This window comes from Draconibacterium halophilum (assembly GCF_010448835.1).
In the GTDB taxonomy this organism is placed as follows: domain Bacteria; phylum Bacteroidota; class Bacteroidia; order Bacteroidales; family Prolixibacteraceae; genus Draconibacterium; species Draconibacterium halophilum.
This window is the reverse complement of sequence record NZ_CP048409.1, coordinates 4,633,196-4,649,431: the sequence shown is the minus strand read 5'-3', so window position 1 is coordinate 4,649,431 and position 16,236 is coordinate 4,633,196. Positions and strand designations below refer to the sequence as shown.

At 41.3% G+C, this 16,236-nt stretch carries 17 protein-coding genes and 1 pseudogene; 3 read left to right on the top strand and 15 right to left on the bottom strand.

Annotated elements, in window-relative coordinates; all coding sequences use genetic code 11:
- Positions 1-11: 11 nt before the first annotated feature.
- Together G0Q07_RS18975 and G0Q07_RS18970 are read left to right on the top strand one after the other, a co-directional pair.
- A complete protein-coding gene (locus G0Q07_RS18975) occupies positions 12-1,244 on the top strand; it encodes an ammonium transporter (protein WP_163348633.1) in 1,233 nt (410 codons plus the stop codon).
- A 293-nt stretch (positions 1,245-1,537) separates the two neighbouring features.
- On the top strand, positions 1,538-2,158 hold the full coding sequence (locus G0Q07_RS18970; RefSeq protein WP_163348632.1) for a DUF4494 domain-containing protein: 621 nt from the start codon (positions 1,538-1,540) through the stop codon (positions 2,156-2,158).
- Positions 2,159-2,240: 82 nt separating this feature from the next.
- On the opposite strand, the gene G0Q07_RS18965 is transcribed toward G0Q07_RS18970, so the two are convergent.
- The 15 genes and pseudogenes from G0Q07_RS18965 to argR all read right to left on the bottom strand — a co-directional run bounded on the left by G0Q07_RS18965 (position 2,241) and on the right by argR (position 14,924).
- The gene (locus G0Q07_RS18965) at positions 2,241-2,921 is read right to left on the bottom strand and encodes a hypothetical protein (protein WP_163348631.1); all 681 of its coding nucleotides are present in this window, start codon (positions 2,919-2,921) and stop codon (positions 2,241-2,243) included.
- Between the two features lie 227 nt (positions 2,922-3,148).
- Positions 3,149-3,766 carry a bifunctional phosphoribosyl-AMP cyclohydrolase/phosphoribosyl-ATP diphosphatase HisIE gene (gene hisIE, locus G0Q07_RS18960; protein ID WP_163348630.1) on the bottom strand — a complete coding sequence of 206 codons (618 nt, stop codon included), beginning with the start codon at positions 3,764-3,766 and terminating at the stop codon, positions 3,149-3,151.
- An 83-nt stretch (positions 3,767-3,849) separates the two neighbouring features.
- Positions 3,850-4,605, bottom strand: a complete 756-nt coding sequence (gene hisF, locus G0Q07_RS18955; RefSeq protein ID WP_163348629.1) for an imidazole glycerol phosphate synthase subunit HisF — start codon at positions 4,603-4,605, stop codon at positions 3,850-3,852.
- Between the two features lie 106 nt (positions 4,606-4,711).
- Positions 4,712-5,442 (bottom strand): annotated as a pseudogene (gene hisA, locus G0Q07_RS18950) (1-(5-phosphoribosyl)-5-[(5-phosphoribosylamino)methylideneamino]imidazole-4-carboxamide isomerase).
- The gene (locus tag G0Q07_RS18945) at positions 5,432-5,710 is read right to left on the bottom strand and encodes a type II toxin-antitoxin system RelE family toxin (protein ID WP_163348628.1); all 279 of its coding nucleotides are present in this window, start codon (positions 5,708-5,710) and stop codon (positions 5,432-5,434) included. Before G0Q07_RS18945 ends, hisA begins: the two are co-directional and overlap by 11 nt.
- On the bottom strand, positions 5,710-5,925 hold the full coding sequence (locus tag G0Q07_RS18940; protein WP_163348627.1) for a hypothetical protein: 216 nt from the start codon (positions 5,923-5,925) through the stop codon (positions 5,710-5,712). Before G0Q07_RS18940 ends, G0Q07_RS18945 begins: the two co-directional genes overlap by 1 nt.
- A gap of 22 nt (positions 5,926-5,947) precedes the next feature.
- The gene (locus tag G0Q07_RS18935; RefSeq protein ID WP_163348626.1) at positions 5,948-6,895 is read right to left on the bottom strand and encodes an N-acetylornithine carbamoyltransferase; all 948 of its coding nucleotides are present in this window, start codon (positions 6,893-6,895) and stop codon (positions 5,948-5,950) included.
- Between the two features lie 67 nt (positions 6,896-6,962).
- The gene (locus tag G0Q07_RS18930; RefSeq protein WP_163348625.1) at positions 6,963-8,213 is read right to left on the bottom strand and encodes a glutamate-5-semialdehyde dehydrogenase; all 1,251 of its coding nucleotides are present in this window, start codon (positions 8,211-8,213) and stop codon (positions 6,963-6,965) included.
- Positions 8,214-8,365: 152 nt separating this feature from the next.
- On the bottom strand, positions 8,366-9,475 hold the full coding sequence (gene proB, locus G0Q07_RS18925) for a glutamate 5-kinase (RefSeq protein ID WP_163348624.1): 1,110 nt from the start codon (positions 9,473-9,475) through the stop codon (positions 8,366-8,368).
- A gap of 6 nt (positions 9,476-9,481) precedes the next feature.
- Positions 9,482-10,279: a pyrroline-5-carboxylate reductase gene (gene proC / locus G0Q07_RS18920; RefSeq protein ID WP_163348623.1), complete on the bottom strand. Its 798-nt coding sequence runs from the start codon at positions 10,277-10,279 to the stop codon at positions 9,482-9,484.
- A gap of 38 nt (positions 10,280-10,317) precedes the next feature.
- The gene (locus G0Q07_RS18915) at positions 10,318-11,454 is read right to left on the bottom strand and encodes an aspartate aminotransferase family protein (protein WP_163348622.1); all 1,137 of its coding nucleotides are present in this window, start codon (positions 11,452-11,454) and stop codon (positions 10,318-10,320) included.
- A 70-nt stretch (positions 11,455-11,524) separates the two neighbouring features.
- Positions 11,525-12,493, bottom strand: coding sequence for an N-acetyl-gamma-glutamyl-phosphate reductase (argC, locus tag G0Q07_RS18910; RefSeq protein ID WP_163348621.1), 969 nt, complete (start codon positions 12,491-12,493; stop codon positions 11,525-11,527).
- Between the two features lies 1 nt (position 12,494).
- A complete protein-coding gene (locus G0Q07_RS18905; protein ID WP_163348620.1) occupies positions 12,495-13,688 on the bottom strand; it encodes an argininosuccinate synthase in 1,194 nt (397 codons plus the stop codon).
- A gap of 81 nt (positions 13,689-13,769) precedes the next feature.
- Complete coding sequence (locus G0Q07_RS18900) at positions 13,770-14,429, bottom strand: GNAT family N-acetyltransferase (protein ID WP_163348619.1); 660 nt, start codon at positions 14,427-14,429, stop codon at positions 13,770-13,772.
- A 9-nt stretch (positions 14,430-14,438) separates the two neighbouring features.
- Positions 14,439-14,924, bottom strand: a complete 486-nt coding sequence (gene argR, locus G0Q07_RS18895) for an arginine repressor (protein WP_163348618.1) — start codon at positions 14,922-14,924, stop codon at positions 14,439-14,441.
- Positions 14,925-15,144: 220 nt separating this feature from the next.
- Here argR and carA point away from each other — a divergent pair, with 220 nt between their 5' ends.
- A complete protein-coding gene (carA, locus tag G0Q07_RS18890) occupies positions 15,145-16,224 on the top strand; it encodes a glutamine-hydrolyzing carbamoyl-phosphate synthase small subunit (protein WP_163348617.1) in 1,080 nt (359 codons plus the stop codon).
- Positions 16,225-16,236: the final 12 nt, after the last annotated feature.

Genomic DNA, 16,236 nt, shown 5'->3' with positions numbered 1-16,236 from the left:
GATAGATTATCATGGAAGAAACTTTGCAAGGCCTACAAGTAGGTATAGATAATATGTGGTTATTGGTTGCTGCATTTCTGGTAATGTTCATGCAACCCGGATTTGCCTTGGTGGAGGCAGGATTTACCCGATCGAAAAACACCGCAAATATTTTAATGAAAAACCTGATGGACTTCTCAATTGGTTCAATACTATATTGGGTAATTGGTTTTACCATCATGTATGGAGACTCTATAGGAGGATTTATTGGAACGCCGGATTTGTTCTTTATGAGCGATGGTTTTGGCGACAATTACTCTGATTATGCTGACTTGTTTTTTCAGACTGTATTCGCAGCAACCGCAGCAACAATTGTTTCGGGAGCTATGGCTGAAAGAACTGAGTTTAAAGCATACTTAATTTTCACTATTGTAATTACTGTAATTATTTACCCAATTTCAGGTCACTGGACATGGGGTGGTGGTTGGTTAAGCCAACTTGGATTCCACGATTTCGCCGGTTCATCTATTGTACACTCTGTTGGTGCATGGGTTGGTTTAGCTGGTGCATCTATTATTGGACCTCGTATTGGAAAATATGGAAAAGATGGAAAAGCAAAAGCAATTCCTGGACACAACCTTGCTATGGGCGCACTTGGTGTATTTATCCTGTGGTTCGGATGGTTCGGATTTAACCCTGGATCTCAGTTAGCAGCTGCCGGTACTGATAACGCTGTTGCAATTGGTCATATCGCGGTTACTACTAACCTGGCTGCTGCAGCTGGTGCGGTTACTGCAATGCTTGTGGCATGGGTACGTTACAAACGTCCATCACTTTCAATTTCGTTGAACGGTGCGTTGGCCGGTTTGGTTGCCATTACTGCCGGTTGTGATGCCGTTAATCCTATGGGAGCATTATTCATTGGTATAATTGCAGGTTTCATTCTGCCATTCGCTGTTGAATTCTTCGATAAAATATTAAAAGTTGACGATCCTGTTGGTGCGATCTCTGTTCACGGTGTGGGCGGTGCATTTGGTACACTGGCTGTTGGTTTGTTCTCAACCTCTGAAGGTTTGCTCTATGGCCATGGTGCAAAATTACTGGGTATCCAGGCGGTAGGTGTATTAGCCTTCTTTGCATGGGCATTTGGTTTAGGATTGGTATTATTCTTCATCCTGAAGAAAACAAATATACTGCGCGTTTCTAGGCGCATTGAAGAAGAGGGCCTCGATGTTTACGAACATGGTGAGAGTGCCTATAATTAATAATCTTCTTCAGCTTTTAAGTCTGTAGCTGTCTGTTTGTGGCCCGTCGTTGGGCGGGGCCATTTTTCTTTTCAACTACACGATTCAAAAAATGAAAAAGATTAACTGCAAAATACATTTCGTTTTACTTTTAATTAAGGTCAAGGGTAGTTATTAGTTAGTTTAGTTAGATTAAAAGAATCGGAGACCGACTGCAATTTTGTAGTCGGTTTTTTGTTGATAAAAATTAAAGCTTTTAAGGGAAAGTCCATGAGGCTTATGTATTTTTGTCACTTCTAAAAAATGTAGAAATTATGATGCAGACTTGGTTCGAGAGTAAAGTAAAATATATGAAAGTTTCCGAGAGTGGAAGCGAATCAATGGTAACAGAAAACTTCTTGTTGGATGCCGTATCGTACACCGATGCCGAAACAAGAATTATTCGCCAAATGCAACAAATGGTTAAAGGCGGAGAATTTACAATTGTCGATATTAAAAAGTCGCGTATTGCAGAAGTTTTTCCTTTCGAAAACGGAGAGTGGTGGTTTAAAGCTACAATTAACCTGGTAACGATTGATGAAGAGGCAGGAAAAGAGAAAAAAATTCGGACTTACTACCTGATAATGGCCGACGATATTAAGGAAGCGCTTACACGTTTGGATGAAAGTTTGGAATACCTGGTAATTCCTTTTGTGGTTAATTCCCTGGCAGTAAGTCCTATTGTTGATGTTTTCCCTTATGAGCCATCGGAGTCGGCAGAAAAAGTACCTGAAGGTTTTGTGCCGGTTGCAGAGGCAGCTGAGAAAAAGAATCCAATATTTACTGATGGAGAGAATCCTTATAACAAAGAGGAGCAGGAAGCTACTCTTCCTGAAGAGACAAGCGAAGCTTCGGAAGAAACCGAAAATTCAGGTGAAGAAACGCCGGAGCAGTAAATAGAAAAAGCAGCCCGCCTGTCAGAAAATGGCAGGCAGACTGCTTTTTAAGTTAATTATTAAGTAGTTGACGAAAAAATATCTATAGGTTTACCATTACTTTGTAGTAGTTGAACTTGCAGCGCATCTTCGGATCAAATTGGTAGTAAGCAATTGCAATCCGGCAAACGTCCTGAATGGTTTCATAAATCTGGGCTACTTCGTTTTTTCCGTAATTATCAAGTTCAGCTTCTACTTCCAGGGCAACAAAACAGTCCTCGAATTTGCTGACACGATTAGCGCATACAAGAATTTTGTCGAACAAAACATCGGGAGTTCCTTTTTCGCTGATTTTTTGCCGAACACTTTCGTTTAAGTTGGCAGCAAATGTTTTCAGGAACTTAAACAGACTAATGTGGTCGCCATTTTTGGCATCGCTAAAATAATCGGTGTATCCGGTAGTCTGGAAAAATTCTTTTAAAAAAGCTTTGTCTTTTTTAAAATCGACTTTTAACGAAGCTCTTAAAACTTTTAAATGCTGAAGGCCTTCAACCATAATCTCGTGCCATTCGCGATAACGTTCATCTTCCAAAACATCCAGGTTATCGGCGTAGTGTTTGTCAATGGTGTCGTCGATCCACACCGTGAGGGATGTCGCAAATTCCAAATCCCATTCTTTTCGCAGAATCGATAACTCGTAGATGTTTTCTTTAAAGGTTTTGGAAATCTGTTGGCAAGCTAAAATGGTTGCGGTACTGGTAGGGCAAATCGTTAATGTTTCCATACAAGCGGTTTTTTGTAGTTAGAAGATATAACAAAGCTACGGAGTACTGTTTAAATATGCCTAATTGTAAAGTGGTTATTTACAATGTTTTACAGTTATGTTATGGAACTATGTTTCATAACTGTGTTTTATAATATGTTTGTGGGGTTCAGTAGCATCAGAAATTACTGTGCCGGGTAGGATGAAAGGAAATATGTTAATGTTTTAATGCGCTGAAGGACAGCGTATTATTTGTGTCTTTTCTTGAGCTCGCGAACCACATCTTCAATGCGGTAACCTTTGTGCGTTAGTAGTACTATAAGGTGATACAACAAGTCGCCGGCTTCGTACATAAAGTTTTCATTGTCGTTGGCCATGGCTCCAATTATAGTTTCAACTGCTTCTTCGCCAACTTTTTGTGTGATTTTACGTGTGCCTTTCTGAAATAGAGAAGTCGTGTATGATCCTTCCGGCATATCGGCTTTGCGTTTGTCGATAAAATCCTGAAGGTAGCTCAAAAACTGAATATCGTTGCCCGAGTTTGTTTCTTCAAAACAAGTATCGTCGCCTTTGTGGCAAACCGGACCAACCGGATTTACTTTTAGAAGAACCGTGTCGTTATCGCAGTCAATTGCCATTGAAACAACACTCAGAAAATTTCCCGATTCTTCACCTTTGGTCCACAAACGGTTTTTGGTGCGGCTAAAAAATGTCACTTTGCCAATTTCCTGTGTTTTGGCAAGCGCGTCTTCGTTCATAAAACCAAGCATCAATACATTTTGTGTTTCTGCATCCTGAATAATTGCAGGAATCAGTCCGTCCATTTTATTAAAATCGATCTGCGAAATATCTGTAAGCTGTCTCATATTCTTTGTAAGAAGTCCGAAGCCAGAAGCCCGGAGCAATTTTTAATTCTAAAATTGTGCTGCGAAGTTAACTTTTTGATTGGCTATCGAACCACAATGCCTTGTTCTTTTAAGTATTTCTTAAGAACCGGAATTGGTATTTCGTTGTAGTGAAATATACTGGCTGCCAATCCTGCATCTGCTTTTCCCTTGGTGAAAACGTCGACAAAATGTTCTTCAGCGCCTGCTCCGCCCGATGCAATAATCGGAATCTTCAGCATGTCGGCCATCTTCGAAAGCTCTTTGTTGGCAAAACCGTTTTTTGTTCCGTCGTGGTTCATCGAAGTAAAAAGTATCTCGCCTGCTCCACGATCTTCAGCTTCTTTTGCCCACGAAAAAAGTTCTTTGTCGGTTGGAATTCGGCCGCCATTTACGGTTACTGTCCAGTGTTCGTTTTCATCTCCGCGTGCATCAATGGCAGCAACAACAAACTGGCTTCCGAAATTCAGCGCCAAATCGTCAATCAGTTTTGGATTACGAACGGCCGATGAGTTAATAGAGATTTTATCGGCACCGGCAGCTAAAAGCTTTTCGGCATCGCTTAATTCGCTTATTCCGCCACCAACTGTAAATGGAATATTAATGTGTGCTGCAATTCGTTTTACCAGCTCAACAAAAGTTTTACGGCCTTCGTGGGTTGCTGTAATATCCAGAAAACACAACTCGTCGGCTCCGTCAGCTGCATATTTTGCACCCAGTTCAACGGGGTCGCCAACTTCTTTAATGTCAACAAAATTGATTCCCTTAACGGTTTGTCCGTTGCGGATATCGAGGCATGGTATTATTCTTTTTGCAAGCATTTTTTATCTGTTTTGTCATTTCGACGAGTAGGCGAGGAGAAATCTGTATCAACTAAGAGAGAGATTTCTCTTCGTCAGCCGACGGATCGAAATGACAGTAAAATTGTTACGCAATAAATTGCTCAATTTCTTTCAAAGTTATGCGATTTTCATAAATGGCTTTTCCGGTAATAACTCCCGGAACGCCCATTTCATCTAATTTTAATATGTCGTCCATTGTCGCAATTCCTCCGCTGGCAATAATTTCTACTTCGGGCAGCTTTTCCATAATCTCAGTATAAAGTTCAAATGCAGGTCCGCTCAACATTCCGTCGCGGCTAATATCTGTTGAAATTACTTTGCTGATGCCTTGTTTCTGAAATTCTGAAATAAAATCGATTACTGCTAATTCGGTGGTTTCCATCCAGCCGCTAACTGCAATTTTGCCGTCTTTGGCATCGGCACCCAGAATGATTTTTTCGCTGCCAAATTTCTCTAACCAATTCAGAAAAGTATCCTTTTCTTTTACTGCGATACTTCCACCGGTTACCATTGCAGCCCCGAATTAAAAGCAATCTCCAGGTCTTCATCCGATTTCAGACCACCGCCAAAATCGATCACCAGGTTGGTTTTTCCGGCAATGGTTTCCAGTACTTTGTGGTTTACAATGTGCTTGGCTTTTGCCCCGTCTAAATCAACGAGGTGCAAACGTGTGATTCCTGCATCTTCAAACATCTTTGCCACTTCAAGCGGGTTCTCGTTGTAAACCGTTTTTTGGTTGTAATCGCCCTGCGAAAGTCGAACACATTTGGCATCAATTAGGTCGATGGCAGGTATTATTTCTATTTTATTGGTCATGTTTTTTTTTGTAAATATCTCCTCTTGCTCCGGCAGACATAATAAGAATAACTAATTTCTCATCAGCAACTTGATAGATTATTCTGATTTTGCCAATCCGCAATCGAAAAGTATCATCGATACCTTTTAGTTTTTTTATATCAAGTTTTGGATGTGAAAATGGATTTTCTGATAAAAGATTCAGCTTTAACTTAATAAGCTTTTTCTCGGTAACATTCCGAGATTGAAAAAACTTAAGCGCTTTTTTATGAATTTTTAGAGCATACATTAAAATCTATCTTGTACCTCGTTCCAATCTTCAAAATCACTTAAGTCCCCTTTGTCAATTTTATTTTTGATGGAATAAAGTTCCTTTTTTTCTTCAACACTTAACACATCAGGGTCCTCATCATAAATATTATAACTTCCTTTCGGGAGCTGTTGCAAAAGCCCTCTGAATAAATTATATACTTTGTCTGATATGTCAATTGTAATTGTCTTCATCGCGATACAAAGCTACAACATCTTATTTATCTTCCAAAATCATTTTCAACACTGCCTGGGCTGTAATTTCGCGGTTGTAAGCCTCGTCTACTACAATTGAATTGGGGCTGTCGATTACACCATCGGTAACCACCATATTTCGGCGTACCGGAAGACAGTGCATAAATTTGGCATCGTTGGTTAAAGCCATTTTTGCTTCATCAACTGTCCAGTTCAAATCTTTTGAAAGTATCTGTCCGTAATCGTTGTACGAAGCCCAGTTCTTAGCATAAATAAAATCAGCGCCTTCAAACGCTTTTTTCTGATCGTATTCTACTTTTGCATCGCCCATAAATTCAGGTGCCAGTTCGTACCCTTTCGGATGTGTAACAACCAGCTCATAGTCGGTTTCGCGCATCCATTCCACAAACGAGTTGGCAACAGCTTGTGGCAACGCACGTGGATGTGGCGCCCATGTTAGAACGACTTTTGGTTTTTCTACTTTTTTGTGTTCTTCAATGGTTACCAAATCGGCATAACTTTGTAATGGGTGACGCGTAGCACCTTCCATACTCACCACCGGAACATCGGCAAATTCAACAAACTGACTTAGTATTTTTTCCGAATAATCGTCTTCACGGTTTTCGAATTTGGCAAAAGCACGTACACCAATCACATCGCAATATTTACCAATAACAGGAATGGCTTCGCGCAGGTGTTCGGCATTTTTGCCGTCCATAACCACGCCCATTTCCGATTCCAGTTGCCAGCTGTCTTCGTTTACGTTCATCACCATAGTATTCATGCCCATGTTCATGGCAGCTTTTTGGGTACTTAAACGTGTACGCAGACTTGAGTTGAAAAATACCAAAACCATGGTTTTGTTTTTCCCCAGATGTTGAAATCCAAACTTGTTATTTTTTACTTCGAATGCAGTTGCCAGCGCTTTTTCAATGCTGGGAATATCTTTTACTGATGTGAATTTCTTCATGTTATAAAAAGTTGGAAGTCCGAAGTTGGAAGCACGAAGCTTAAACCTCAAACTTAGTTTTGATTTTTTATTTAGGTCTTACTTGTCCGTTTCCTTCAATTATCCATTTATAGCTGGTCAATTCTTCCAGTGCCATTGGCCCGCGAGCGTGTAATTTTTGTGTGCTGATGCCAATCTCAGCTCCCAGTCCAAATTGGGCACCGTCGGTATAAGCGGTTGATGCATTTGAATATACAGATGAAGCATCTACCATTTTGCAGAATGTTTCAATACGCTCCTGGTTTTCAGTAACAATCGCCTCACTGTGTTTTGATGTATGTGTATTAATATGGTCCAATGCTTCGTCGAAAGAGCCTACTGTTTTAACCGACATTTTCATCGATAAGAATTCTGTTCCGAATGATTCTTCGGTAGCTTCAAATAACAGTTCTTTTGGATAAGTAGCTTGAATCTGTTCGAAAGCTTTTTCGTCGGCGTAAATCACTACTTTTTCTTCCGAGAGTTTTTTTGCAAAACCGTTTAACTCGGTAAGGCGACTATCGTGAATTACCAGGCAATCGAGAGCATTACACACCGATGGGCGGCGGGTTTTGGCATTAAATATAATTTCGCGGCCTTTTTCGGCATCACCAAATTCATCGAAATAAGTGTGGCATATTCCGGCACCGGTTTCAATTACCGGAATGGTGGCATTTTCGCGTACAAAATTTATTAGCCCCTGGCTTCCTCTAGGAATGATAAGGTCGATGTAGCCATGGGCACGCAACATTTCGTTGGTTTCTTCACGTCCGGCAGGAAGTAGTGTTACCGTATTTTCGTCAAAATCAAATTTCTTTAGTACATCGCGTATAATAGAAACAATAGCCTGGTTGGAGTAAATGGCATCGCTGCCACCTTTTAAAACACAGGCGTTACCCGATTTCAGGCACAAGGCAAAAACGTCGAAAGTAACATTGGGGCGGGCTTCGTAAATTATCCCGATAACACCAAAAGGCACCGAAACTTTCTTAATTTTTAGTCCATTATCACGTTCTGTTTCTTTTAATGTTATTCCAACAGGGCTCTCAAGACGAGCAACATTTTCCATGTCTCTGGCAATGCCTTCTATCCTTTCTTTCGATAATTTCAGTCGGTCGAACTTTGGATCTTGCGGATCCATACGATCCAGATCTTTTTGGTTCTCCGAAAGAATAAAAACCGATTTTGCCCTTGCTTCGTGTGCCAGTTCCAGCAATACTTTTTTCACCTGGTCGTCATTCACCAGGTTTAATTTGCGCGACGCATCAAGCGTTTTTTTTAGCTGTTGTTCTATCTTCATAATTTATGGTCTTTCAACGAAAAACCCTCTCCCGGGGGAGGGAGAGGGAGCTCAGAATAAGTTAAAATTAAGGCATCAAAAAAAGGGAGTAAGGGTAGTTTGTCATGCTAGACAAACGTAAGTTAAAGGATATTCTGAGCTATTTTATTTTTCTATATTAATGTTTCGTTTGTTTTATATTCTAAATACAAATAATCGTAATGAATTACCGGTTTTTGCTTGTCGGATTGTTTTCCCATTTCAATCTTTTCTGATCCGTACGAGGCTTTTCCCATGCCAACAAGTTCGCCGTTTGTGTCTACTATTTTAATTAGGTCTCCTTTTTTGAATTCGCTTTCAACTTTCTCAATTCCCACCGGCAGCAAGCTAACGGCTTTATCGGAAAGCAGTGCTTTTCTTGCTCCTTCGTTGATTTGTACCTGTCCCTTTGCAAAACCGTCGGAATAGCCGATCCATTTTTTTACTCCACTCGATGGCTTGACGTTAGGTACGAAAAAAGTGTGTTTTAGGTTTTTCGATTTGTCCAATAAATCTATCAGCACATTTGATCGGGTTCCGTTAGCTACGTGAACACCAATTCCATCGCCGGCAACTTTTTTGGCAATGCGAAATTTGGTTAGCATTCCGCCGCGGCCAAAATCTGAACGTTCTGACGAAATTGCATCCTGAGGTCCTTTATCGGCAACTCTAATGTGTTCTATCAATTCGGCACCATCACTATCCGGATGTGCAGTGTAAACACCGTCAATATTGCTGAGGATGATTAGTGCTTCCGAATCTACCATCGACGCGATTAATCCTGAAAGTTCGTCGTTGTCGGTAAACATCAACTCGGTTATCGAGATGGTGTCATTCTCATTTACAATTGGTATCACTTTATTTTCCAGCAATGTAGTAATACAGTTTTTCATGTTCAGGTAATGTCCACGGCTCGAAAAATTTTCCTTTGTGGTGAGTACCTGTGCGCAGGTCAACCCTTCTTCGTGGAAAAAATCAGAATAACGCGATATTAATTTTACCTGCCCCAGTGCAGCCCATAACTGTCGTTGCGATACGGCGTCCGATTTTTTTGTTTTACTCATAACAGCACGGCCTGCAGCAACTGCCCCCGATGATACCAAAACCACCTCAACGCCATTTTTTTGCAAATGAGCAATTTGGTCTACCAGATGGGCAATGCGCGCCACGTTGAGCGTTCCGTCGGCTTTGGCCAACACATTGCTGCCTACTTTTACTGTTATTTTTTTATAGCGGGTCTGCACAATTCTTTAGTTGTCTTTTATTTTTTTGTACGAAGCCAAAACTCCCTGAATTAGTGAAGAGCTAAAGCCTTTGTGTTCCATTTCGTTCAGGCCGGTAATAGTAACACCCATCGGAGTGGTTACTTTATCGATCTCTCTTTCAGGGTGATGTCCCGATTGAAGTAACAATTCGGTTGCACCTTTTACCGTTTGTGCTGTAATAAGCTGAGCCATTTCGGCGCTAAAACCAATCTCGATACCACCTTGCATAGCAGCACGGATATAACGCAGCGCATAAGCAATACCACACGACGAAAGTACAGTTGCAGCAGCCATAAGTTCTTCCGGAATTTCGATGGTTTTTCCCAGTTTGTCGAACAGTTCAACTACATACTCGCGGTATGGTTCGGTGTTACCATTTGCCGAAATACAGGTTAGCGATTCCTGTAAAGCAATTGCGGTGTTTGGCATTACCCGGAAAATTGGAATGTTGTTTCCAGCCATCTCTCCAAGCTCGTCAATGCCAACTCCGGCAACAATGGAAATGAAAATCTTCTCCGGCGACAAAATGGGTTTCAGGGTATTAATTACTCCCTCAATATGATAGGGTTTTACGGCAACGATGATCACATCTGCGTCTTTTGCTGCGTCAATGTTGTTGTCGTAAGCATCAATTCCCAGGTCGCTCATTTTTTTGAGCGTAGCTTCTTTTCTGTCGGAAACGGAGATATTGCTTGCTTCAACTGAGCCCGATTTTAAAAGACCAAGTGCAATGGCACCTCCCATGTTTCCTACCCCGATTATTGCTATTTTTTTATTTTCCATTTTGTCGAATTTAGAAAATGTAGTTTTCAAATCATTTTTTATTCAGCGAACGAGCCAAGTACTTCTGCAAACGCTGCTAAAAAGGTGTCGGCTTGTTCGGTTGTAAGGCTGAGCGGTGGCAACAGCCTGATAATATTTTGCCCCGATACGCCGGTAAAAATACCGTAATCGAAAAGCAATTTCTTGCGAATCTCGGCAATTGGTTTCTTGAATTCCAACCCGATCATCAATCCTTCTCCTCTGATCTCAAACTCTGCATCAATTGCCGCCAGTTTATCCATCAGGTAATTTCCAACTTTTTCGGCATTCTCAACCAGTTTTTCGTCTTTCATTACATCAAGAACTGCAATTGCAGCAGCACAAGCCAGGTGGTTGCCACCAAAAGTGGTTCCGAGCATGCCAAACCACGGCTCAATTTCCGGTTGAATGAGTACGCCGCCAATCGGGAATCCGTTACCCATTCCTTTTGCCATGGTGACAATGTCGGGTTTTATATCGGTATGTTGATAGGCGAAAAATTTTCCGCTTCGTCCGTAACCCGATTGTATTTCATCCAGAATTAGAACGGCCACATATTTTTCAGTCAGCTGTTTCAGTTTTGTCAGGAATTCGGTGTCGGGTACGTAAATCCCTCCAATTCCCTGAATTCCTTCAACAATTACCGCGGCCACATCGCCTTGTTTTAAAACTTCTTCTGTTGCGTTAATATCGTTAAACGGCAGGATAACCGCATTGTCTGTTTCGTTAACAGGTGCAATAATTTTCGGATTATCGGTAATGGCCACAGCGGCAGATGTACGTCCATGGAACCCTTTTTTATAACTGATAATTTTCTTTTTACCGGTAATGAAAGAGGCCAGTTTTAGTGCATTCTCGTTGGCCTCGGCACCCGAGTTGCAAAGAAATAACTGGTAATCTTCGCAGCCTGATTGTTTGCCTAGTTTTTCAGCCAGTTCCTTTTGCAATGGATTTTGAACCGAATTGGAATAGAACCCAATTTGCTGAAGTTGATCGCTTATATTTTCGATATAAGTCGGATGGCTGTGCCCAATTGAAATTACCGCGTGCCCGCCGTAAAGATCGAGGTATTTCTTTCCGTTCTCATCCCAAACATAGCAGCCTTTTGCCTTTACGGGAGTGATGTCGAAAAGTGGATATACGTTAAATAATTCCATATTCTATGTCGGAAGACCGAAGACCGGAGTCAGAAGTCGTTCCTTTGTTTTTTTGTTCTACTTTTTCCTTTTAAAAAGCTACCGGTTTTAAACTTAGTCCGGTTTTTTCATCCAGGCCAAACATCAGGTTCATATTCTGAACTGCTTGTCCGGATGCGCCTTTTATTAAATTGTCGGTTAAGCTGATTATTACCAGTTTGTTACCGTGTTTTTCCAAATATATTACGCCTTTGTTGGTATTTACTACCTGTTTTACGCCCGGATTTTTATCCGTGATAAAAACGAATGGATGATCGGCATAGTAATCCTTGTAAATTTCATTGGCTTCTTCAAGCGAGCCATCAAATTTTGTATAACAAGCTACAAATATACCCCGTGTATGGTTTCCGCGAATCGGTACAAAATTGAAATCCTTTTCAAATCCCGGCTGCAATTGCGTAAGGCTTTGGATGATCTCGCCTTCGTGCTGATGCTCGAAAATTTTATAAGCCGAAACATTGCTGCTTCTCCAGCTGAAATGCGAGGTTGCGGTTGGTTTTTGTCCGGCACCGGTTGATCCGGTAATGGCTTGCACATGAATCTCGTCCTGCAACATATCGTTGGCTGCAAGTGGCAAAAGTGCTAGCTGAATTCCGGTAGCAAAACAACCCGGATTGGCAATTCGTTCTGATGACTCAATTTCTTCCCGATTTAATTCAGGCAAACCATAAACAAAGTCGTTGCCTTCTCTTTTAAGCCGGTAGTCGTGGCTTAAGTCGATAATTTTTAAGTATTTCGGGAAAGTATTTTTCTCCATGAATTCGATCGACTTGCCATGCCCCATGCAAAGGAAAATAACATCCACTTCATCAAAAGGCATTTGGTCGGTAAATTTGATTTCGGTTTCACCCAGCAAATCAATGTGTACATCCGAAATCAGGTTGCCGGCATTGCTGGTGCTTTGCACAAAACCAATTTCTGCTTGCGGATGATTTAATAAAATTCTTAACAGCTCTCCGGCAGTGTATCCGGCTCCTCCTATAATTCCAACTTTAATCATCCTATAAATTTCCGTTTACTTTATTGTAGATTTTTAGTGAGTTCGATAAGATTTTGGTAAATCCTTTAACATCGTCGGCAGTCCATTCTTCAACAGTTTCGCCATACTGGCCAAATCCTGAATTCATTAAGTCGTGCTCCGATTCAATTCCTACTAACTCGAAATTGTAAGGTCTCAGTTTTACGATCACTTTTCCGGTTACATTTTCCTGTGTTGATTCCAGGAAATCTTCAATGTTGCGCATTACCGGCTCCTGATACATGGCTTCGTGTAAGAACATTCCATACCAATTGCCCAGCTGCTCTTTCCAGTACGATTGCCATTTGGTAAGCGTATGTTTTTCCAGCAGGTGGTGTGCTTTAATGGTAATCAGCGGTGCGGCAGCCTCAAAACCAACGCGGCCTTTAATACCAATAATAGTATCACCAACATGTGTGTCGCGGCCAATGGCATATTTCGACGCAACGCCTTCCAGTGCGCGAATTACATCCGCGCCGTTTTCATAAAATTCACCGTCGAGCGAAATCAGCTCGCCTTTTTCAAAACCAAGTTCAATAGTTTTTTCACCGGTAGTTTCTAATTGACTAGGATAAGCTTCTTCAGGAAGATTTTTGTTAGTGGTCAATGTCTCTTTTCCACCAACGCTTGTTCCCCAAAGTCCCTGATTAATGGAGTATTCCATTTTCGAGAAATCGGCTTCGAAACCGTATTTTTTAAGGTAATCAATTTCGTACTGACGAGTAAGCAACATGTCGCGGGTAGGCGTGATGATCTCGATCTCAGGAGCCAACACCTGGAAAGTAAGGTCGAAACGAATCTGATCGTTTCCGGCGCCGGTACTTCCGTGAGCAATGTATTTTGCATCAATTTCTTTGGCATACTCAATAATAGCAATTGCCTGAAACGCTCTTTCGGAGCTTACCGAAATAGGGTACGTATTATTACGTAGAACATTCCCAAAAACCATGTAGCGGATACATTTTTCGTAATACTCGTTGGTCACATCGAGTGTAATGTGCTCAACTGCGCCCAGCGCCAACGCGCGTTCCTCAATGACTTTTAATTCTTCGTCAGAGAATCCGCCCGTGTTGGCAATCGCTGTGTACACATCGTAACCTTTTTCTTCCTTCAGGTATTTTACACAAAACGATGTGTCTAAACCTCCGCTAAATGCCAGTACCAATTTTTTACTCATGTCTCAATATCTTTAAAAGAGCGACGGCGTTTGTTATTCAACTTAAGTCTGTAGCTGTCCGCCGAATAGCGAGCCGCCGCTCTACTTTTTATTATCTGATTGATTGTTTTTCTTTTTTGCAACACCCGCAAATCGTTTTGGCAGAAGATCGAGCAAGCTACGTTTTCTAATTCCGTTTCCGTTAGCGTAAGATGGTTTCTCCCAGGCTGGATCGTATAACATTCCGGTGCACAGGCATTTTGTTCTTCCCGTACGCTCTAAAATGTCGTGATTAACACAACCCTCGCAGCCTTTCCAAAATTGGTCGTCTAATGTTAACTCCGAAAATGTTACCGGGCGATATCCCAACTCGTGGTTGATTTTCATTACGGCCAAACCTGTGGTTAAACCAAATATTTTTGAGTTTGGATATTTTTTGCGCGACAGCTCAAATGCTTTCTTCTTAATGGCTTTTGCTAATCCAAGACCACGGTATCCTTCGGCAACAATTAGTCCCGAGTTAGCAACAAAGCCTTTTTCCTGCCAGGTTTCTACGTAACAAAATCCTGCAAAGTTTTCTTCATCAAGTGCAATAATTGCTTTTCCCTCCTTCATTTTTGAAGAAAGGTATTCATAAGACCGACGTGCAATACCTGTTCCGCGCTGTTGCGAAGCACTGTCGATGGCATCATTAATTGCATCGATAAACTTCAGGTGTTTTTCGTTGGCAATAGTTACTTCTATGTCTTTTAATCGCTTCATCTTTTCGAACTACAATTTGTCGTTTAGCTTTGGCAGAATTTTTATTAATGCCTCAGTCAAATCATTTTTCGATATTCCTTCCCGTTGTATTATTAATATAGTATCATCTCCGGCTACTGTCCCCAAAATTTCCCATGGGCTCGTCGCATCAATTACTGCGGCAATACTGTTGGCGTATCCTGGCACTGTCCTTATAACGGCCAGGTTGCCCGAGAACTGTATATCCTTAAATCCATCAGCCAGGTAATTTATCCTGTTTCTGTGCTCTGAATTTGCCTTCTCCAATTGGCCATTTTCAGGAATCGTATAAACATATCCTTTTGCCGGATGCGGAACTTTTGCAACCTGCAGAACCTTTAAATCGCGCGACAGGGTAGCTTGTGTCAGCTCGTATCCGCGACGTTTTAGTTCAACCAATAACTCATCTTGGCTGTGCACGCTGCCTCGGTGGATTATTTTGCGTATTTCCAGTTGTCGTTGTACTTTATTCTTCATTGAATAAATATTCATTTGTAATGCAAAAATATACATTCTTATAAAACTATGGGTAAGAAATTCAGAATATTTTCTATTTTTGCATCGGAAAATGACTTTAAGTTCATGTTCTTAACATTATGGCTGAGAAAGTGTATTTGAAAATAAGTATAAAGAATAACTGAAATGCGTTTGAACTATTTTAGGGCAAACGCATTTTTTTTAATTATTAAATCGGAATATGTACAAAGTAAAACAGGCAAAATTAACTCTTGAAGACGGTACCGTTTTTATCGGAAAATCGTTCGGAAGCGAAAAAGCGGTTGCCGGAGAGGTAGTTTTTTATACAGCAATGACGGGGTATCCGGAGAGTTTGACTGACCCATCGTACACGGGGCAGATCTTGGTTTCTACCTATCCAATGATTGGAAACTATGGCGTTCCATTTAACAAAAAAGAGAACGGTATTCACAAGCATTACGAATCGCACAAAATGCACATTTCCGGCCTGATAATCTCAGATTATTCATTTGAATTTAGCCACTGGAACGCAGAAAAAAGTTTGAGCGACTGGCTAAAAGAACACAATGTGCCGGGGTTGTTTGATATTGATACGAGAGCCTTAACAAAAATTTTACGTGAGAAAGGTTCGATGTTAGGTAAGATCGAATTTGAAGATGAAATTGACTTTTACGATCCGAATAAAGAAAACCTGGTAGCGGTTGCAAGTTGCAAGGAGCGTGAGGTTTACGGAGACGGAGAACACAAAGTGGTACTGGTAGACTGCGGCGTAAAAAACAACATTCTTCGTTGTTTGCTTAGGCGTGGAGCAACTGTTATTCGCGTGCCATGGGATTACGATTATACCAAAGAAGAGTTTGACGGATTGTTTATCTCGAACGGACCGGGCGACCCGGCCAAGTGCGATGTAACAGTTGAATACATTAAAAATGTAATGGGAACTGAAAAGCCAATTATGGGAATTTGCCTGGGTAACCAGTTGTTGGCACGTGCCGCCGGAGCCGAGACTTATAAATTGAAATTTGGTCACCGCAGTCACAACCAGCCGGTATTGTTAGAAGGAACAAATAAATGTTACATCACTTCGCAGAACCATGGTTTTGCGGTAGCAACCGACACTTTGCCTAGCGACTGGGAACCGTTATTTACGAATGTGAACGATGGAACCAACGAAGGAATCAGGCACAAAACAAAGCCGTTCTTTTCGACGCAGTTTCACCCGGAAGCATGGAGTGGCCCGGTAGATACTGAGTTTTTATTTGATGAATTCATTAAAAGTATCGAAGAGAGCAAGAAGTAGGATTGAACCGCA

What these genes read in the sequence shown, in the direction of transcription:
- G0Q07_RS18975 (WP_163348633.1), top strand. Translation starts at nt 12, where the DNA reads ATGGAAGAAACTTTGCAAGGCCTACAAGTAGGTATAGATAATATGTGG.
- G0Q07_RS18970 (WP_163348632.1), top strand. Translation starts at nt 1,538, where the DNA reads ATGATGCAGACTTGGTTCGAGAGTAAAGTAAAATATATGAAAGTTTCC.
- G0Q07_RS18965 (WP_163348631.1), bottom strand. Translation starts at nt 2,921, where the DNA reads ATGGAAACATTAACGATTTGCCCTACCAGTACCGCAACCATTTTAGCT.
- hisIE (WP_163348630.1), bottom strand. Translation starts at nt 3,766, where the DNA reads ATGAGACAGCTTACAGATATTTCGCAGATCGATTTTAATAAAATGGAC.
- hisF (WP_163348629.1), bottom strand. Translation starts at nt 4,605, where the DNA reads ATGCTTGCAAAAAGAATAATACCATGCCTCGATATCCGCAACGGACAA.
- G0Q07_RS18945 (WP_163348628.1), bottom strand. Translation starts at nt 5,710, where the DNA reads ATGTATGCTCTAAAAATTCATAAAAAAGCGCTTAAGTTTTTTCAATCT.
- G0Q07_RS18940 (WP_163348627.1), bottom strand. Translation starts at nt 5,925, where the DNA reads ATGAAGACAATTACAATTGACATATCAGACAAAGTATATAATTTATTC.
- G0Q07_RS18935 (WP_163348626.1), bottom strand. Translation starts at nt 6,895, where the DNA reads ATGAAGAAATTCACATCAGTAAAAGATATTCCCAGCATTGAAAAAGCG.
- G0Q07_RS18930 (WP_163348625.1), bottom strand. Translation starts at nt 8,213, where the DNA reads ATGAAGATAGAACAACAGCTAAAAAAAACGCTTGATGCGTCGCGCAAA.
- proC (WP_163348623.1), bottom strand. Translation starts at nt 10,279, where the DNA reads ATGGAAAATAAAAAAATAGCAATAATCGGGGTAGGAAACATGGGAGGT.
- G0Q07_RS18915 (WP_163348622.1), bottom strand. Translation starts at nt 11,454, where the DNA reads ATGGAATTATTTAACGTATATCCACTTTTCGACATCACTCCCGTAAAG.
- argC (WP_163348621.1), bottom strand. Translation starts at nt 12,493, where the DNA reads ATGATTAAAGTTGGAATTATAGGAGGAGCCGGATACACTGCCGGAGAG.
- G0Q07_RS18905 (WP_163348620.1), bottom strand. Translation starts at nt 13,688, where the DNA reads ATGAGTAAAAAATTGGTACTGGCATTTAGCGGAGGTTTAGACACATCG.
- G0Q07_RS18900 (WP_163348619.1), bottom strand. Translation starts at nt 14,429, where the DNA reads ATGAAGCGATTAAAAGACATAGAAGTAACTATTGCCAACGAAAAACAC.
- argR (WP_163348618.1), bottom strand. Translation starts at nt 14,924, where the DNA reads ATGAAGAATAAAGTACAACGACAACTGGAAATACGCAAAATAATCCAC.
- carA (WP_163348617.1), top strand. Translation starts at nt 15,145, where the DNA reads ATGTACAAAGTAAAACAGGCAAAATTAACTCTTGAAGACGGTACCGTT.